Source organism: Bradyrhizobium sp. CCBAU 51753, assembly GCF_015291565.1.
GTDB lineage: Bacteria > Pseudomonadota > Alphaproteobacteria > Rhizobiales > Xanthobacteraceae > Bradyrhizobium > Bradyrhizobium ivorense.
The window spans coordinates 85,966-102,132 of sequence record NZ_CP030037.1 but is presented as its reverse complement, the minus strand read 5'-3'; the positions used below and the strand labels follow the sequence as shown (position 1 = coordinate 102,132).

13 protein-coding genes are annotated in these 16,167 nt (G+C 67.3%); 8 read left to right on the top strand and 5 right to left on the bottom strand.

Features of this window, described 5'->3' with window-relative positions; genetic code table 11:
- Positions 1-171: 171 nt before the first annotated feature.
- From XH93_RS00425 to trpB, 4 genes are all read left to right on the top strand, one after another.
- Positions 172-501 (top strand): integration host factor subunit beta, encoded by a 330-nt coding sequence (locus tag XH93_RS00425; RefSeq protein ID WP_139479389.1) that lies wholly within the window; start codon positions 172-174, stop codon positions 499-501.
- 71 nt (positions 502-572) lie between these two features.
- A complete protein-coding gene (locus tag XH93_RS00420; RefSeq protein ID WP_194471974.1) occupies positions 573-959 on the top strand; it encodes a lipopolysaccharide assembly LapA domain-containing protein in 387 nt (128 codons plus the stop codon).
- Between the two features lie 63 nt (positions 960-1,022).
- Positions 1,023-1,724 carry a phosphoribosylanthranilate isomerase gene (locus XH93_RS00415; protein WP_194471973.1) on the top strand — a complete coding sequence of 234 codons (702 nt, stop codon included), beginning with the start codon at positions 1,023-1,025 and terminating at the stop codon, positions 1,722-1,724.
- A 118-nt stretch (positions 1,725-1,842) separates the two neighbouring features.
- Positions 1,843-3,060, top strand: coding sequence for a tryptophan synthase subunit beta (gene trpB, locus XH93_RS00410; RefSeq protein WP_139479386.1), 1,218 nt, complete (start codon positions 1,843-1,845; stop codon positions 3,058-3,060).
- A gap of 79 nt (positions 3,061-3,139) precedes the next feature.
- Here trpB and XH93_RS00405 read toward each other — a convergent pair whose 3' ends face one another.
- Positions 3,140-3,484: an endonuclease domain-containing protein gene (locus tag XH93_RS00405; RefSeq protein ID WP_194471972.1), complete on the bottom strand. Its 345-nt coding sequence runs from the start codon at positions 3,482-3,484 to the stop codon at positions 3,140-3,142.
- Positions 3,485-3,557: 73 nt separating this feature from the next.
- On the opposite strand from XH93_RS00405, the gene trpA reads away from it, so the two are divergent.
- From trpA to XH93_RS00385, 4 genes are all read left to right on the top strand, one after another.
- Positions 3,558-4,394 carry a tryptophan synthase subunit alpha gene (gene trpA / locus XH93_RS00400; RefSeq protein WP_194471971.1) on the top strand — a complete coding sequence of 279 codons (837 nt, stop codon included), beginning with the start codon at positions 3,558-3,560 and terminating at the stop codon, positions 4,392-4,394.
- Positions 4,395-4,499: 105 nt separating this feature from the next.
- Positions 4,500-5,441, top strand: a complete 942-nt coding sequence (accD, locus tag XH93_RS00395; protein ID WP_194471970.1) for an acetyl-CoA carboxylase, carboxyltransferase subunit beta — start codon at positions 4,500-4,502, stop codon at positions 5,439-5,441.
- Between the two features lie 95 nt (positions 5,442-5,536).
- Positions 5,537-6,781, top strand: coding sequence for a folylpolyglutamate synthase/dihydrofolate synthase family protein (locus XH93_RS00390; RefSeq protein ID WP_371815145.1), 1,245 nt, complete (start codon positions 5,537-5,539; stop codon positions 6,779-6,781).
- A 120-nt stretch (positions 6,782-6,901) separates the two neighbouring features.
- The gene (locus XH93_RS00385) at positions 6,902-7,642 is read left to right on the top strand and encodes a metallophosphoesterase (RefSeq protein WP_194471968.1); all 741 of its coding nucleotides are present in this window, start codon (positions 6,902-6,904) and stop codon (positions 7,640-7,642) included.
- 190 nt (positions 7,643-7,832) lie between these two features.
- On the opposite strand, the gene XH93_RS00380 is transcribed toward XH93_RS00385, so the two are convergent.
- The 4 genes from XH93_RS00380 to addB all read right to left on the bottom strand — a co-directional run bounded on the left by XH93_RS00380 (position 7,833) and on the right by addB (position 16,049).
- Positions 7,833-8,846, bottom strand: coding sequence for an ATP-dependent DNA ligase (locus XH93_RS00380; protein WP_194471967.1), 1,014 nt, complete (start codon positions 8,844-8,846; stop codon positions 7,833-7,835).
- A 152-nt stretch (positions 8,847-8,998) separates the two neighbouring features.
- Positions 8,999-9,319: a thioredoxin gene (gene trxA / locus XH93_RS00375; protein ID WP_139479381.1), complete on the bottom strand. Its 321-nt coding sequence runs from the start codon at positions 9,317-9,319 to the stop codon at positions 8,999-9,001.
- Positions 9,320-9,432: 113 nt separating this feature from the next.
- Positions 9,433-12,912, bottom strand: coding sequence for a double-strand break repair helicase AddA (gene addA / locus XH93_RS00370; protein ID WP_194471966.1), 3,480 nt, complete (start codon positions 12,910-12,912; stop codon positions 9,433-9,435).
- Positions 12,906-16,049, bottom strand: a complete 3,144-nt coding sequence (gene addB, locus XH93_RS00365) for a double-strand break repair protein AddB (protein WP_194471965.1) — start codon at positions 16,047-16,049, stop codon at positions 12,906-12,908. Before addB ends, addA begins: the two co-directional genes overlap by 7 nt.
- Positions 16,050-16,167 lie beyond the last annotated feature (118 nt).

Below are 16,167 nucleotides of genomic sequence, written 5' to 3'. Positions count from 1 at the left end.
GTTGCCCAACGCGTAGCTTTGCAGCTATTCCCGCTTTGCGGGAGTCATTGGATGCCCCAATCGGGCTATTTGTCACGCAAATTCACGGCGCTCTAAATCGATTTAGCGTCTTGACAGTGCACGGTATTTTCACGGAAATGGGTTTCCGCAAGAGCCCGGATCCCATTTTCGATGATCAAATCCGAACTTGTTCAGCGTATCGCCGAGCACAACCCGCATCTCTATCAGCGGGATGTCGAGAACATTGTGAATGCGATTCTTGATGAGATCGTCGCTGCGCTGGCGCGGGGAGACCGTGTCGAGCTGCGCGGTTTCGGCGCATTCTCGGTGAAGCATCGCCCGGCTCGCGCCGGCCGCAATCCACGCACCGGCGAGCATGTGCCGGTCGATCAAAAGAGCGTGCCGTTCTTCAAGACCGGCAAGGAAATGCGCGAACGTCTCAATCGCGAGAGCGGCGAGACCGATGCATCCAGAGTGGATGCGCCAAAGGCCGACGCGTAACGCACGACGTCAGGCGTTGCCGTGTTGCGGGCCGCGCGCCCGCGCGTTCTCCATCGCTATGAGAGATGGTCATGCGAAAGTTCTTCACGGCAGTGGTGGTCATTCCGCTCGGATTGATTTTTATCATCTTCGCGGTCGCCAATCGTCATTGGGTGACGGTGTCGTTTGATCCCTTCAATGCCACGACGCCGACGGTTGCGGTCACGCTGCCGCTGTTCGTCGTGATCATCGTCTCCGCCATCCTCGGCGTGATCGCGGGCGGCATGACGACCTGGTTCCGGCAGGGCCGCTGGCGTCGCGCCGCGCGGCAGCACGAGGCCGACGCCCGCCAGATCCGCGCCGAACTTGCCAGCCTCAGGGCGGCCGCCTCCCGGGACGAGGCGCCGCGCCGCCCCGCGGCGGCCCAGCTCGGCTTTTACGGGCCTGCCGGGCGAGACAAGCAGGGCGCGACGTTGTAATACCCGCCCCGTCGGACTGGGCTGCGCCCGGGTCCCGGCGCCCGAAAACCCGTTTGAGAGACCATGTCCCTGCTCGTCAAAATCTGCGGCCTGTCCACGCGCGAGACGCTCGACGTCGCGCTTGAGGCCGGCGCCGACATGGTCGGGTTCGTGTTCTTTCCCCCGTCGCCGCGGCATATCAGCCTCGAGGCGGCGCGCGAGCTCGGCAGCCACGCCGAGGGCCGCGCCGTCAAAGTCGCGCTGACCGTCGATGCCGATGACGCGACCTTGGAGAACATCGTCGAGACGCTGCGGCCGGATATCCTGCAGCTGCACGGCAAGGAGACGACGGCGCGGCTGCGCGACATCAAGCAGAAGTTCGCGCTGCCGCTGATGAAGGCACTGCCGGTCGAGACCGCCGCCGACCTCGCCGCCCTGCCAGGCTATGCCGGCGTCGCCGACCGCATCCTGTTCGATGCCCGCGCGCCCAAGGATGCCACGCGGCCGGGCGGCCTGGGGGCGCCGTTCGATTGGCACGTCCTGGAAAATCTCGATCTCGCGCTGCCCTACATGGTCTCCGGCGGGCTCAACGCCGGCAACGTCGCCGAGGCCGTCCGCGTCACCCGCGCCGGCGGCGTCGATGTCTCGTCGGGCGTCGAGCGCACGCCCGGCGTCAAGGATCCCGAGCTGATCCGCGCCTTCATCCGCGCCGCGCGCGCAACCGACCCTTCTTCACCTCTCCCCGTTTACGGGGAGAGGTCGACCGCGCAACGCGCGGGCGGGTGAGGGGCCTTGCCATGACGATCGCGCAAGTGGAGATACCCCTCACCCCAACCCTCTCCCCGCAAGAGCGGGGCGAGGGAGTAGATAGAGCGCCGCGCGCAACTCAAGAACTGACGGTTCGATGAATCAAAACCTGCCCAACTCCTTCCGCAGCGGCCCCGACGAGCGCGGGCATTTCGGCATTTTCGGCGGACGCTTCGTTGCGGAAACGCTGATGCCGCTGATCCTCGATCTGGAAAAGGCCTATGCCGAGGCCAAGGCCGATCCGTCGTTCCAGGCCGAGATGAACGGCTATCTGAAGGACTATGTCGGCCGGCCCTCGCCGCTGTATTTCGCCGAGCGCCTCACCGCGCATCTCGGCGGCGCCAAGATCTATCTGAAGCGCGAGGAGCTCAACCACACCGGCTCGCACAAGGTCAACAATGTGCTCGGCCAGATCATGGTCGCGCGCCGCATGGGCAAGCAGCGGATCATTGCCGAGACTGGCGCCGGCCAGCACGGCGTGGCGACCGCGACGCTGTGCGCCCGCTTCGGGCTCGAATGCGTGGTCTATATGGGCGCGGTCGACGTCGAGCGGCAGCAGCCGAACGTGATCCGCATGGAGATGCTGGGCGCCAAGGTGATCCCGGTGCAGTCCGGCGCGCGCACGTTGAAGGACGCGATGAACGACGCGCTGCGCGATTGGGTCACCAACGTGCACAACACGTTCTACTGCATCGGCACGGTCGCCGGTCCGCATCCCTATCCGATGATGGTGCGCGACTTCCAGTCGGTGATCGGCGAGGAGACCCGTCGGCAGATGCAGGAGGCCGAGGGCCGCCTGCCGGACTCGCTGGTCGCCTGCATCGGCGGCGGCTCCAATGCGATGGGCCTGTTTCATCCGTTCCTCGATGATCCCTCGGTCGAGATCTTTGGCGTCGAGGCGGCCGGCCATGGGCTGACCCAGCTGCACGCCGCCTCGCTTGCCGGCGGCCGCCCCGGCGTGCTGCACGGCAACCGCACCTATCTGTTGATGGACGCCGACGGCCAGATCGAGGAAGCGCATTCGATCTCGGCCGGCCTCGATTATCCCGGCATCGGCCCCGAGCACGCCTGGCTGCATGAGACCGGCCGCGTCAAATATCTCTCGGCGACCGACGAGGAGGCGCTGGCCGCGTTCCAGCTGCTGTCGCGGCTCGAGGGCATCATCCCCGCGCTGGAATCCGCGCACGCCATCGCCAAATTGTCGGAGCTCGCGCCGCAGCGGCCGAAGGATCACCTGATGGTGGTCAACCTCTCCGGCCGCGGCGACAAGGACGTGCCGCAGGTCGGCGACATCTTGAAGGGCAGGAAGAAGTGAGAGGCTGGGCGCGCTTTCCTTACCTCTCCCCGTCGGGGAGAGGTCGGCTGCGCAGCAGCCGGGTGAGGGGTCTTTCCGCTCATTCGAACCGAAGCGATGTTTCGATCATCTCGAGCACACCCTCGAGATTTTCATATACGTCGGTATTTGTGACCCGAACGACGAGAAAGCCGCAGGCCTCGAGGACGTCCGTCCTCACCTTGTCACGCTTCATCTCCGAAGTGGTCGAATGGGTCGCGCCGTCGACTTCGACGATCAGCTTCCCATCAAGCGTGACGAAGTCAACGATATATCGGTCAATCGGGTGCTGGCGACGGAATTTCCATCGCGCCAGCCTTCGATTGCGCAGCGCCTGCCAAAGCTTTGCTTCGGCGCTCGTCTGCGATGCGCGGAGGCTTCGCGCTCTTGCCTTGAACCGCTCCATCCCCCTCACCCGGCTGCTGCGCAGCCGACCTCTTCCCCGGAGGGGAGAGGTATAGCACAGCGACGGCAACACCATGACCACCCGTATCGACGCCAAGTTCGCCGAGCTCAAGCAGCAGGGCCGCTCGGCCTTCGTCACCTTCGTGATGGCCGGCGATCCCGACGAAAAGACCTCGCTCGAGATCATCAAGGCGCTGCCGAAGGCCGGCGCCGATGTCCTCGAGATCGGCATGCCCTTCACCGATCCGATGGCCGACGGCCCGTCGATCCAGGCCGCAGGCCTGCGCGCGCTGAAAGGCGGCATGACGCTGCGCAAGACGCTGGAGATGGTGCGCGGCTTCCGCAAGGACGACGACACCACGCCTATCGTGCTGATGGGGTACTACAATCCGATCTACATCTACGGCGTCGACACCTTCCTGGCCGATGCCAAGGCCGCCGGCGTCGACGGCCTGATCATCGTCGACCTGCCGCCGGAGGAAGACACCGAGCTCTGCATCCCCGCGATGAAGGCCGGCTTGAACTTCATCCGCCTGGCGACGCCGACCACCGACGACAAGCGGCTGCCGGCCGTGCTCGCCAACACCTCGGGCTTCGTCTACTACGTCGCCGTCACCGGCATCACCGGCAGCGCTGCGGCCGATTCGAAGGTGGTTGGCGCGGCCGTGGGCCGCATCAAGCGGCACACCGCGCTGCCGGTCTGTGTCGGCTTCGGCATCCGGACGCCGGAAGTCGCGCGCGCGATCGCCGAGAGCGCCGACGGCTCGGTGGTCGGCACCGCGCTGGTCGACGCCTTGAAGGGCAGCCTCGATGCCGAGGGCCGGGCGACGGCCAGGACCGTGACGGCGGTCGCCGACCTCGCGGCCGCGCTGGCCCAGGGGGTCCGGGGCGCCAAGCAGGCGGCCGAATAAGCCACAATTTGCGGCGACAAGGCCGCGGGCGGCGGCTTGCCGGGCTTGGCCCGGCCCGCCATATACTCACTTCATGCGGAACCGACCCGCATTTCGGAGCGAACCATGAATTGGCTCACCAACGTCGTCCGGCCGAAGATCCGCAACATCCTGCGCCGCGAGACGCCGGAAAACCTCTGGATCAAGTGCCCGGATTCCGGGCAGCTGGTGTTCTACAAGGACGTCGAGGCCAACCAGTTCGTGATCCCCGGCTCGAACTACCACATGCGCATGGGCGCGGTGGCACGGCTGAAGTCGATCTTCGACAATGAGACCTGGTTCGACGTCGCGCTGCCCGAGGTCACGCCCGACCCGCTGAAATTCCGCGATGAGCGCAAATATGTCGACCGCATCAAGGATGCCCGCGCCAAGACCGGGCTGAACGATGCGATCAAGGTCGGCTACGGCAAGCTCGAAGGCGCCGCCGCCGTGGTCGCGGTGCAGGATTTCGACTTCATGGGCGGCTCGCTCGGCATGGCCGCGGGTGAAGCGATCGTGCGCGGGCTCGAGCTTGCGGTCGAGAAGAGGTCGCCCTTCATCGTGTTCGCCGCATCCGGCGGCGCGCGGATGCAGGAAGGCATTTTGTCGCTGATGCAGATGCCGCGCACCACCGTCGGCGTGCAGATGTTGCGCGAGGCGCGGCAGCCCTACATCGTGGTGCTGACCAATCCGACCACCGGCGGCGTCACCGCTTCCTACGCGATGCTCGGCGACATCCAGATCGCCGAGCCCGGCGCGCTGATCGGCTTTGCCGGCGCGCGCGTGATCGAGCAGACCATTCGTGAAAAGCTTCCGGACGGTTTCCAGCGCGCTGAATATCTGCGCGAGCACGGCATGGTCGACATGGTCGTGCACCGCCACGAGATGAAGGCGACGCTGGCGCGACTGTGCCGCCTGCTGACCAAATCGCCGGCACCCGAGACCGCTGCGAAGCCCGCTGCCGCCGTCACCGAGCCGGCCCAGATCGTCACGGCGCCGGAGACGGTGCCGGCCGCGCCGCACGCGTGACCGCAAGCGCCGCCCCATCACAACCCTCGCTCGAGGCGTTGCTCGCGCGGATCTCGGCGCTGCATCCCAAGCGCATCGATCTCAGCCTGGATCGCATGCGCGACCTGATGCAGCGGCTCGATCATCCCGAGCGCAAGCTGCCGCCGGTGATCCATGTCGCCGGCACCAACGGCAAGGGCTCGACCATCGCCTATCTGCGCGCGATCCTGGAGGCCGCCGGCCTCAAGGTGCACGTCTTCACCTCGCCCTATCTGGTGCGGATCAACGAATGCTACCGGCTCGGCGCGCCCGGCGGCGGCAGGCTGGTCGGCGACGACGAGCTGCGCGAAACGTTGGAGCATTGCGAGCGCGTCAACGCCGGCAACCCCGTCACCATCTTCGAAATGGAAACCGCGGTCGCATTCTGCCTCTTCGCCAAGCATCCGGCTGACGTTGCGTTGCTCGAGGTCGGCCTCGGCGGCCGGCTCGATTCGACCAACGTGGTCGAGACGCCGCTCGCCTCGGTGATCGCGCCGGTCAGCATGGACCACATGGAATTCCTCGGCGACAATCTGACTGCGATCGCCGGCGAGAAGGCCGCGATCATCAAGCGCAAGGTGCCGGTGATCTCGGCCGAGCAGGCGCCGGAAGCGATGGCCGTGGTCGAGGCGCAGGCGAGCCGGATGCGCGCGCCGCTGCATGCGGCCGGCCAGCAATGGCATGTCGGCATCGAGCGCGGCCGGCTGGTCTATCAGGACGAGCGCGGCCTGCTCGATCTCGCGGCGCCAAAGCTGTTCGGCCGGCACCAGTTCGACAATGCCGGCCTTGCGATCGCGACCTTGCGCGCGATCGACGCGTTCAAGCTCACCATGTCCGCCTACGAGGCCGGCATCGTCAACGCGGAATGGCCGGCGCGGATGCAGCGGCTGACTTCAGGTGCGCTGGTCAGCCAAGGCCCGCAGGGCTGCGAGATCTGGCTCGACGGCGGGCACAATGCGGAAGGCGGCCGCGTCGCGGCGGCGGCGCTCGGCGATCTCGAGGAGCGGGTGTCGCGGCCGCTGGTCGTGATCGCGGGCATGATGGCCAACAAGGATGCCAATGCCTTCCTCGCCAACTTTGCCGGGCTGACCCGCCATATCATCGCGGTGCCGGTGCCAGGCCGCGACAACGGCATGCCGCCAGACCGGCTGGCCGATGCGGCACGCGTGTTCGGCATGCGCGTCGAGACCGCGCCCGGTGTCGACGCCGCGCTGCGGCGCCTCGCCATGCTGGCCTACGAGATCCCGCCGCGCATCCTGATCACCGGCTCGCTCTATCTCGCCGGCCCGGTGCTTGCCGCCAACGGCACGCCGCCTGCATGATGTTGCCGTAGGTGCCGTAGCCCGGATGGAGCGAAGCGCAATCCGGGACGGCACCATCCGCGGACGCAGACCCCGGATTACGCTTCGCTCCGTCCGGGCTACAAAGGACTAAGAGAGACGATGCGTTTCGCGGCCATCGCCGACATCCACGGCAATCACCTCGCGCTCGAAGCCGTGCTGTCGGACATTCGCGCCCAGGGCATTTCCGACATCGTCGATCTCGGCGACATGGTGAGCGGGCCGCTCGATGCGCGGCCGACCATCGACATGTTGATGCAGCTCGACACGGTCCATCTGCTCGGCAATCACGACCGCTACCTGATCGACCGGCCGCACGAGAAGATGGGCTCGTGGGAGCGGCGCACATGCACGCAACTCGAGCCGCGGCATTTCGACTGGCTGCGCACGCTGCCTGCGACCGCGATCTATCGCGACCGGGTTTTCCTCTGTCATGCGACGCCCCAGGATGACGAGACCTACTGGCTCGACACCGTGCTGCCGGGTGGCGAGGTGGTGATGTCCTCGCTGGAAGCGATCGAGGCGAGGGCCGCCGGCCTGACGCAATCGCTGATTCTGTGTGCGCATACCCACACCGCCCGCGCGGTGCGGCTGCGCGACGGCCGCTTGATCGTTAATCCCGGCGCCGTGGGCTCGCCCAGCTATCGCGCCGGCAAGCCGCACCCGCATGTCGTCGAAGCCGGTTCGCCCGATGCGCGCTACGCCATTCTCGAACAGGTCGATGGTGCCTGGGACGTGACCTTCCGCCATATCCCGTACGACCACGAAACGATGGCGGCGCTGGCGCGGCAGAACGGCGAAGCCGAACTCGCATCGGCGCTGGCGACGGGGTGGATCAGGTAACGGCCATCCGCATGCAACGCTCGTCACACGCGGGCTTGACCCGCGTGTCCATCAATCTTCGCAAAAAAGCGCTTCTTTCGAAGCGGATGGATGGCCGGGTCAAGCCCGGCCATGACGAATTCAAAATCCGGATCGGGACAATGGGTCACGCGAGCGCCCAGGCCTGCTTCGCTCCATCCGAGCCACGAGGCTACGCCTTCAGCAGCTTCATCGGATCGGCGGCCTTCTGCTTCAGCTGCTCGAACGTGCATTGCTTCGGCGCCTTGTCCGGGCGCCAGCGCAGGATCGAGGTGCCGTGGCGAAAGCGGTCGCCGCTGAAATGGTCGTAGCAGACTTCGACCACGAGCTTCGGCCGCAGCGGGCACCACTCCGCCGAACGCTCGGTCGACCATCGGCTCGGGCCGCCCGGCGCATTGCCGGTGAAGCCGGGCCTTTCGATCAGCGGCTCCAGCCTGTCGGTCAGCTGGGGCTTCTCCTGCTGCTTGATCGCCGAGCTGAAGCCGACATGGTGCAGCAGGCCGTCGTCGTCATAGAGGCCGAGCAGCAATGAGCCGACGACGTTTCGGCCGCCGATCCTGTTGGTGGCGTAGCGAAAGCCGCCGACCACGCAGTCGGCGCTTCTGAATTTCTTGATCTTCTGCATGCCGTCGCGATTGCCGGCCTGATAGGGCAGGTCGACGCGCTTGGCGATCACGCCGTCAAAGCCGCCGCCCGACCGCGCCAGCCATTTCCTTGCGACCGCATAGCTTGTCGTGACCGGCGACAGCCGAAAGCTGGCACTGGATTTCAGCTGCGACTTGGCGAACGCCTCGAGCTCGGGGCGACGCGCGCTCAACGGCAGTTCCGCAAGCTTCTTCCTGGTTGGCGACGCCAGCAGATCGAACACCAGAAACAGCGCCGGCGTCTCCTGCGCAAGCCTGGTCACCCGGCTTGCCGCGGGGTGGATTCGCTGCAGCAGATCGTCGAACGAAAACGTCCGGCCGTGCGGCACCACGATCTCGCCATCGAGCACGAATGAGCTCGCCTTGACGCCCAGCGCCGCGGCGACCAGCTCCGGAAAATAGCGGCCGAGATCCTCGCCCGACTTCGAGCGCAGATCGACCTTGCCGCCCTCACGTTTCAAGAGGCAACGGAAGCCATCCCACTTTGGTTCGTACTGCCACTCCTTGCCGCGCGGAATGGCGTCGACCGAACGCGCCTCCATCGCGACAAGCTGCGAGGAGCGGGAGGCGGACTTCCGGTGGGGAGACGGCAAGCGCTGGGACCTTCTGAACGCAATACACCTCATCCCAACGCAAACGGCCGGCGAATCCGCCGGCCGTTGCTCGAAAATATTCTAATCGGGTGAAAGCTGGATCAGACCGCAGCGGAAATCCACTGCTGCAGCTTCGCCTTCGGCGCGGCGCCGACCTGACGCGAGGCCATCTCGCCGCCCTTGAAGATCATCAAGGTCGGGATCGACATCACGCCGTATTTCGACGCGGTCACCGGGCTCTCGTCGACGTTGAGCTTCACGATCTTGACCTTGTCGCCCATCGCGCCGGAAATCTCGTCAAGCGCGGGTGCGATCATGCGGCAAGGGCCGCACCATTCGGCCCAGAAGTCGACGACCACCGGCCCGGTCGCCTTGAGCACTTCGGCTTCGAAATCGGCGTCAGAAACCTTGCCAACGGCCATTGCAGTACCTCGTTCGGTTGAGAAAGGGCGCGACGAAGAATCGCGCCCGGGAGCATGGGGGAAACCTATGAACGCCCCCTTGCCGGGTCAAGCTTTGGTCACGCCGACATGACTTATGCCAGGGCCGCGTCCAGCGCGGGGGCGGAAATCTCCATGATTTCAGCGGTTTCGGTCCAGAGCAGGGCGGCGTGGACGAGCCGCTGGGGATAAAGCTTGGTCAGGATCGCGCGGTACAGCGCGAGTTGCCGGATGTAGCCCTTGGGGGCCTCGGCGGCGGTTTTGGGTGGGGCGTGGTTGGTCTTGAAATCGACGATCAGGACGTCGTTCGGCGTCACCACCAGGCGGTCGATCTGGCCGGAGACCAGCACCTTGGGCTGGCCCGGCCGCTCGAGCCGCCCAACGATCGAGACCTCGGCGCGGCTGCCCGGCCCGAACACCGGCGCAAAGCGCAGGTCCACGATCAAGGCGAGCACCTGTTGGGCGAGCGCCGCGCGCTCCTCTTCGCTCCAGCCATCGGCATTGCGCGCGAGATAGGCGAGGGCGGCGTCACGGCGCCGCTCGGCGGCGACATCGGGCAGCGACTGCAGCAGGCGGTGCACCAGCGTGCCGCGCTGCAGGGCGCGGGCGCGCAGCAGGACCGAATCGCCGGTCCGCACATGGGTGCCCTCGTCGGCGCCGGGATCGGAGGGACGCAGCACACCCGCCGCGGATGGCTCCGGCGCGGCCGGCGCACGCAGCCAGGACGGCAACTCGATCGGCACCGCGGCCGGCGCCGCCGCTGCACCGGCGACGTCGGTCACGTCATCCGGCCGTGAGTAGCGCATCACCTTGCCGGCCGGCGTCTCCAGCTCCTCGAGCTTGAGCCCGGCATTGGCGAGCCCCTTGGTGATCAGATCGTACCAGGAGGATTTCCGCACCGAGTTCATGTTGCCGGGCATGCAGCCGCCGACAATCAGCCGATCGGCCGCGCGCGTCATCGCGACATAGAGCAGGCGGCGATACTCGTCCTCGGTATCGCCGAGCATCGCCTTGCGCGCGTCAGCGACGCCGGGCGGATCTTCCGCCTTCTTGCCGGCCCACACCACGACGCCGGGCGCATGCGGCGCGGCGTTGCCCTGCGGCAGATGGATCAGCCGCAGCCGCTGCGTGTCCGACGGCGAGGTCGTGGTGTCGACCAGGAACACCACTGAGGCCTCCAGGCCCTTGGCGCCGTGCACGGTCATGACGCGCACCTCGTCGCGCGAAATCTCCATGTCGCGCTTCACCTCGGTATCGGCGGCGCGCAGCCAGGCGACAAAACCCTGCAGCGAAGCCGGCGCCTTGCGCTCATAGCCGAGCGCAAGCTCGAGGAATTCGTCGAGCGCGTCGTTGGCTTCGTGGCCGAGCCGGCGCAGGATGCGCGCGCGGCCGCCGTCGCCGCCGAGCAGCCAGGCATAGAACGCGAACGGCGTTTCCTGGATGAAGCGGCGCTCGCATTGCTCGAGGCGATGCAGCACGGCGGCGAAGCGTTCGTCGCTCGGCGCCTGCGCGGCCAGCGCCTCGCGCAGCGAGCCGCGCCGATTATACGCGAGCTTGAACAGATCGTCGTCGTTAAGGCCGAACAGCGGGCTCTTCAGCGCCACCGCGAGCGCGAGATCGTCCTGCGGCAGCAGCAGTGCGTCGGCGAGGTTCATCAAATCGATGATCGCGATGTGCTCGGTCAGCTTCAGCCGGTCGGCGCCGGCCACCGGGATGCCGGCGTGCTTGAGCGCCTGGATCACCGCATCGAAGGCATTGCCGCGCCGCCGCACCAGGATCAGCATGTCGCCATAGCGCAATGGGCGCCGCGCGCCTGCGCTGCCGGTCATGGTGCCGCTCTCGACCAGGCGCTTGATCTCGGCCTGGATGCGTCTGGCGAGCTTCACCTCGGGGCTGGTCAGCGCGACGCCGTCGAACGGCGCGCGCCAGCCCTCGATGTCCTCGCGCTCGTCGGCCTTCGCAAGATCCCAGAGCTCGATCAGGCTCGGGCCGGCATCGGCCATCGCATTGTGGAGCGGGTAGCCGTTCTCGACCGCATGGATGCTGCGGTAGATCTCTTCGTCGCGGAAGACGTGGTCGACCGAGTGCAGGATCACCGGTCCGGAGCGGAACGAGTAGGTGAACGACACCGGATCGAATTTCAGCCCGGCGTCCTCGAACCGCTGCTTCAGCTCGCGCCGGCGCAGGTCGAATTCGCGCGGCGCGGCGCCCTGGAACGAGAAGATCGACTGCTTCTCGTCGCCGACCGCGAACACGGTGCGCACCAGGCCGTCGCGCGCGCCGGCGCCGGAGGTGAATTCCGAGATGATGTGCGCGACGATGTCCCATTGCCGCGGGCTGGTGTCCTGCGCCTCGTCGATCAGCACGTGATCGACGCCGCGGTCGAGCTTGTAATGCACCCAGCCGGAGGAGACGCGGTCGAGCATCGCCAGCGTCTTGTCGATCAAATCGTCGTAGTCGAGCAGGCCGCGCTCCAGCTTCTCGCGGCGGTAATTCGCCGCCGCGGCGGTCGCGATATGGATCAATGCCTCGGTGCGGTCACGGGTGACCACGGCGCGGCGGCGCTCGATCAGCGGCAGGACACGGCGGGTCTCGGCCTCGAACATCCGGCCGATCACCGGGTTGTTGTCGGCGAATTTTTTCGTCACCACCGACTTGCGCGGTGCGCGCTCGGTCTCGGTCAGGAACACGGCAAGATACGCATCGACCTGCGCGGCGCCGGTGAACGCCAGCGCCTCGCGCAGCCGCGCCGCCTGGTCCTGGTCGGACTTGCTGCCGGTATCGAGAACGGTGGCGATCTCCTCCCAGCCGGACCTCTTGAGATAGGGCCCATCGACGATCTCGCGCTCGACATCCTCGATGCGGTCGTCGGCAGACACGCCGAGCGCAGCCGACATCTGCGCGGCGGCGGCTGCCGCGCTGCCGGCGGTGTCAGTCCAGGCCATGAAGTGGTCGCGGCTGAGGCAGGCCTCGCGGACCACGTCCTTGAAGGTGACGTCGGCAGCGCTGGCCATCGCCGTCATCAGCGCGCGGCCGATCGGACTATCCGGATTGCGGGAGGCCTCGAGGAACACTGCCAGATTGGCGCGCTCCATCATCTCGGTCTGGTCGCGGTCGTCGAGCACGGCGAAGCGCGCCGGCACGTTGGCCTCGAACGGAAACTGCTGCAGCAGCCGCGTGCACAGCGCGTGGATGGTCTGCACCTTCAACCCGCCCGGCGTCTCCAGTGCGCAGGCGAACAGTTTTCGCGCCTCTCTTCGCAGCTTGGGGGAGGGATGCGCGATACCGGCCTCGCGGATTGCGTCGTCGAGCGCGGCGTCGTCGAGCGTCACCCAGTGTCCGAGCGTGGTGAAGACGCGCTCGGCCATGTTCGCCGCGGCAGCCTTGGTGAAGGTGATGCAGAGGATCTTTTCCGGCGGCACGCCTGACAGCAACAGGCGGATCACGCGCTGGACCAAAACGTGGGTCTTGCCCGAGCCGGCATTGGCCGACACGAAGGTTGACGCCTTCGGATCGGAGGCGCGGGCCTGCGCATCGCGCACTGCCGGCGGAATCGGGCGGGGAGCCTTCACCATTCCTCGATCCCCAGGCCGCCGGCGGCGGACCATTCCTTGATGCGGGCGAGATCGTCATAGGCGCCGTAGCGGTTCGCCCACATCGACAGGTTCAGCGAGGTGTAGGCCTGCTCCTCATTGTCGAAAGCGCGGATCAAAGCCTCGAGCTTGAGCCGCGCGCTGTCGGCGGCTTCGTCCGGCGGCTGTGGCGTCTCGTTGCGGATCTTCAGCTCCAGCGAGCGCTGCTCGCCGGGCGGATTGTTGCCGCTCAGCCGGACATAGACCAGTTCGCCGACCGAGGAGTCGGCCGGGATCTCGGCAAAGCCGCCCTCGCGCAGGATCGCGGCCTCCAGCGTGAGCTGCGGCGACAGGCCCATCCGTACCTGCTTTCCGGTCGGCGGCTGGCCGGTCTTGTAGTCGAGGATCGCAAAGCTGCCGTCATGCCGCCGCTCGATCCGGTCGGCGCGCGCCGAGAGGATGAAGGTCCGGGCATTGTCGAGGGGAATGCCGATCTCGCCGCGGATCTCGGCGTTGATGCCGGCAATATTGCCGCGCCGTGCCTGCTCCCATTCGGCGAACCACGCCGCGATGCGCTGGAAGCGCGGCCACCACAGCGCGCGGGCCTCGGGTCGCTCCATCAGCGGCGCGAAGAATTTGCCGCCGATCTCGCGCAGCGTGCTCTTGACGTCGTCAGGCAGCGCGTCGGCATATTTCTGCGTGAACTCGCCGAGCGCCTCGTGGATCGCCGAGCCGCGATCGGCCGCCGACAGCGGCATGTCGACGGGATCGAGCGGATCGAGCCGCAGGATGTAGCGCGCATAGATCGTGTAGGGATCGCGCAGCCAGTCCTCGATCGCGGTGACCGACATCTTCAGCGGCCGCGCCTCGCGCGGCGGACGCGGTTCCGGCTGGGGGATCGGCTCGACCTTGTCGGGCCGGTCGAGTTCGGCGGCGTATTGCACGTAAGTGTCGCCGGCCGCTTTCGCCGCCTTCCAGCGCATTTCGCCCGCCACCGCCTCCAGCCGATGCAGGAAGCGCGAGGCGACCGCCGGCGCGCCGCCGACCTTGGCGGCGTGGGTCAGGATCACCTCGTCATGCCCGAGCAATTGCGCGAAGTCGTGCGCCGAGAGGCCGATGCGCCGCTCCGGAAGATCGAGCCCGAGCTCGTGCCGCATCGGCCGGCTCAGCCAGGGATCGATCCGCGGCGCCGGCGGCCAGACGCCTTCGACCAGGCCGCCGAGAATGATGCGATCGGATTCGGTGAGACGCGCCTCGAGCTGGCCGAAGATGTTGAGCTGCGATCGCGCCGATTCCGGCCGCCGCACCATGCGGTCGGCGAACGCGGTCTGGAACACCTCGGGATAATCGGCGAGCGGCGTCGATAGTCCACTCGGCTGCCCCTTTGCCAGCAGCTCGTCGAATGCCGAGGCCAGCGACGCGCCGGCGCGCTCCTCGAACACGGCGGCGACGCTGTGCTGATCACTCGACAGCGCAATCAGCGCCTCGCGGTGCCGAATTGCCAGCTCGGCAAAATCGTAGGGCCTCGAGGATGCCATGCCCTCGAGCGGCGCCAGCGCCGCCTGCAGCCTTGCGATCAGATGCTGGGCCCGGTCGAGATCGCTGTCGCGCAGTCGCGCGCGCTGTTCGGCCTTGTGCAGCGAGGAGGTCTCGCCGCTGTTGAGCTTTGTCAGCTCGGCACGGAAGCGCGCGAAGTCGCGTGCCAGGCCGCCCGTTCCCGGCTGTGGCCGGGTGCCGCGCAGCAGCGCGAGCTCCAGCACCTCGATCGCGCGCCTGAGCGCGCCATGCGCGCCGCCGAGCCGGAACAGCGGATGCTTCAGCAGCGCCAGCAGCGTCGGCGGCTCCAGTCCTCGCGCGGCGGCCTCCGCGGCAAGGCGGGCGAACGCGCCGGCCGGCGTCTCCATCAGCGCGTCGCCGCCGGAATCGTCGAACTCGAGCTGCCAGCGCGTCAGCGAGGCCATCACGCGGCGCGCCAGCGCGCGGTCCGGCGTCACCAGTGCGGCGGATTTGCCGAGATGCCGCGCCTCGCGCATCGCCACCGCAATCGCCAGCGCCTCCATCTCCGGGTTGGGCGCCTCGACCACCGCAAGGTTGGTCATCCCGGCGGAAATCCGCGCGACGATTTCCGGCCGTTCCAGCCGGTCGTGCCATTGCGCGGTCGCGGTCGAGGGGCGCATCGTCTCCGATACCAGCACCTCGCGGCCGAGCGGCGCCGGCGCGGCAAGACTCTCGACGTCGCGGCGCCTGATGCCGAAGCGGTCGAGCAGCATGTGCATCGCGAATTGCGGATGGTTCGATGACGGCGGGGTCGTAAACCTGCCGTCGTCACCGCGTTCGCCGCCGATCGTGTTCCAGGACTCCTCGTCGAGATCGGTGTCGAGCCCCGGCAGCACCACCGCGCCGTTCGACAGCTTCGCCACCGCATGCAGGAACTTGGCGGTGGCCGGCATCGAGCCAGTCGAGCCCGCGGCGATCACCGGGCCGGCGCGATGCTTCGCCAGTCGTGCCGCTTCCGCCTCGATCAGGAAATCGCGGCGCGCCGCCGGCTCGATCTTGCCGATCTCCTTGAGATAGTTCGGCCAGGCGTCGCGCGCGATGCGCAAAAATTCCAGCGAGTGCTGCCAGTATCTGTCGAGCTGGTCGGGCACCAGGCGGTCGAGCTCGCGCCAATCGACGCCGCGCGTCACTATGTCGTCCATCAGCCGCGCGAGGTCGCCGGCGAGCTGCAAGGTCGAGGCCGGGCCGCCGACCACCAGCGGCGACGACACCGGCGTCTTCGCCCAGGCCGCGACCAGATGCGCCAGGGTCAGGCGGCGCTCGAGCTCGCCGAGCTTTGGCGGAATCTCCAGCGGCGCGGCGCCGCCGACCTCGTCGGATTGATCGGCGAAGGCGAGCTCGTCCTCATCGATGTCGCCGAGCGCGACGATGCGCGGCAGCACCGCGGCGTCGGTGTCGAGCACGTCGAGGAAGATTTCGCGCGCCAGCCGGCCGGCACGGCGGGTCGGCAGATAGAGCGTGGCGTTGGCGAGCTTGGCGGGATCCTTGCGCGCCTCAAATCCCGCGACCAGCCGGCCATCGACCAGTGCGGCGATGACGGTGCGCAGGAACGGGACGGAGAGTGGAACGCTGAAAACGCGCATTGGCAGCCTGATTCGGATCAGGCGCCAATATAGGGAGCGATGGGCTGGAGGTCATCGGTGTGGAGAGAGCCGTCATTCCGGGGCGATGCGAAGCATCGAACCCGGAATCTCGAGATTC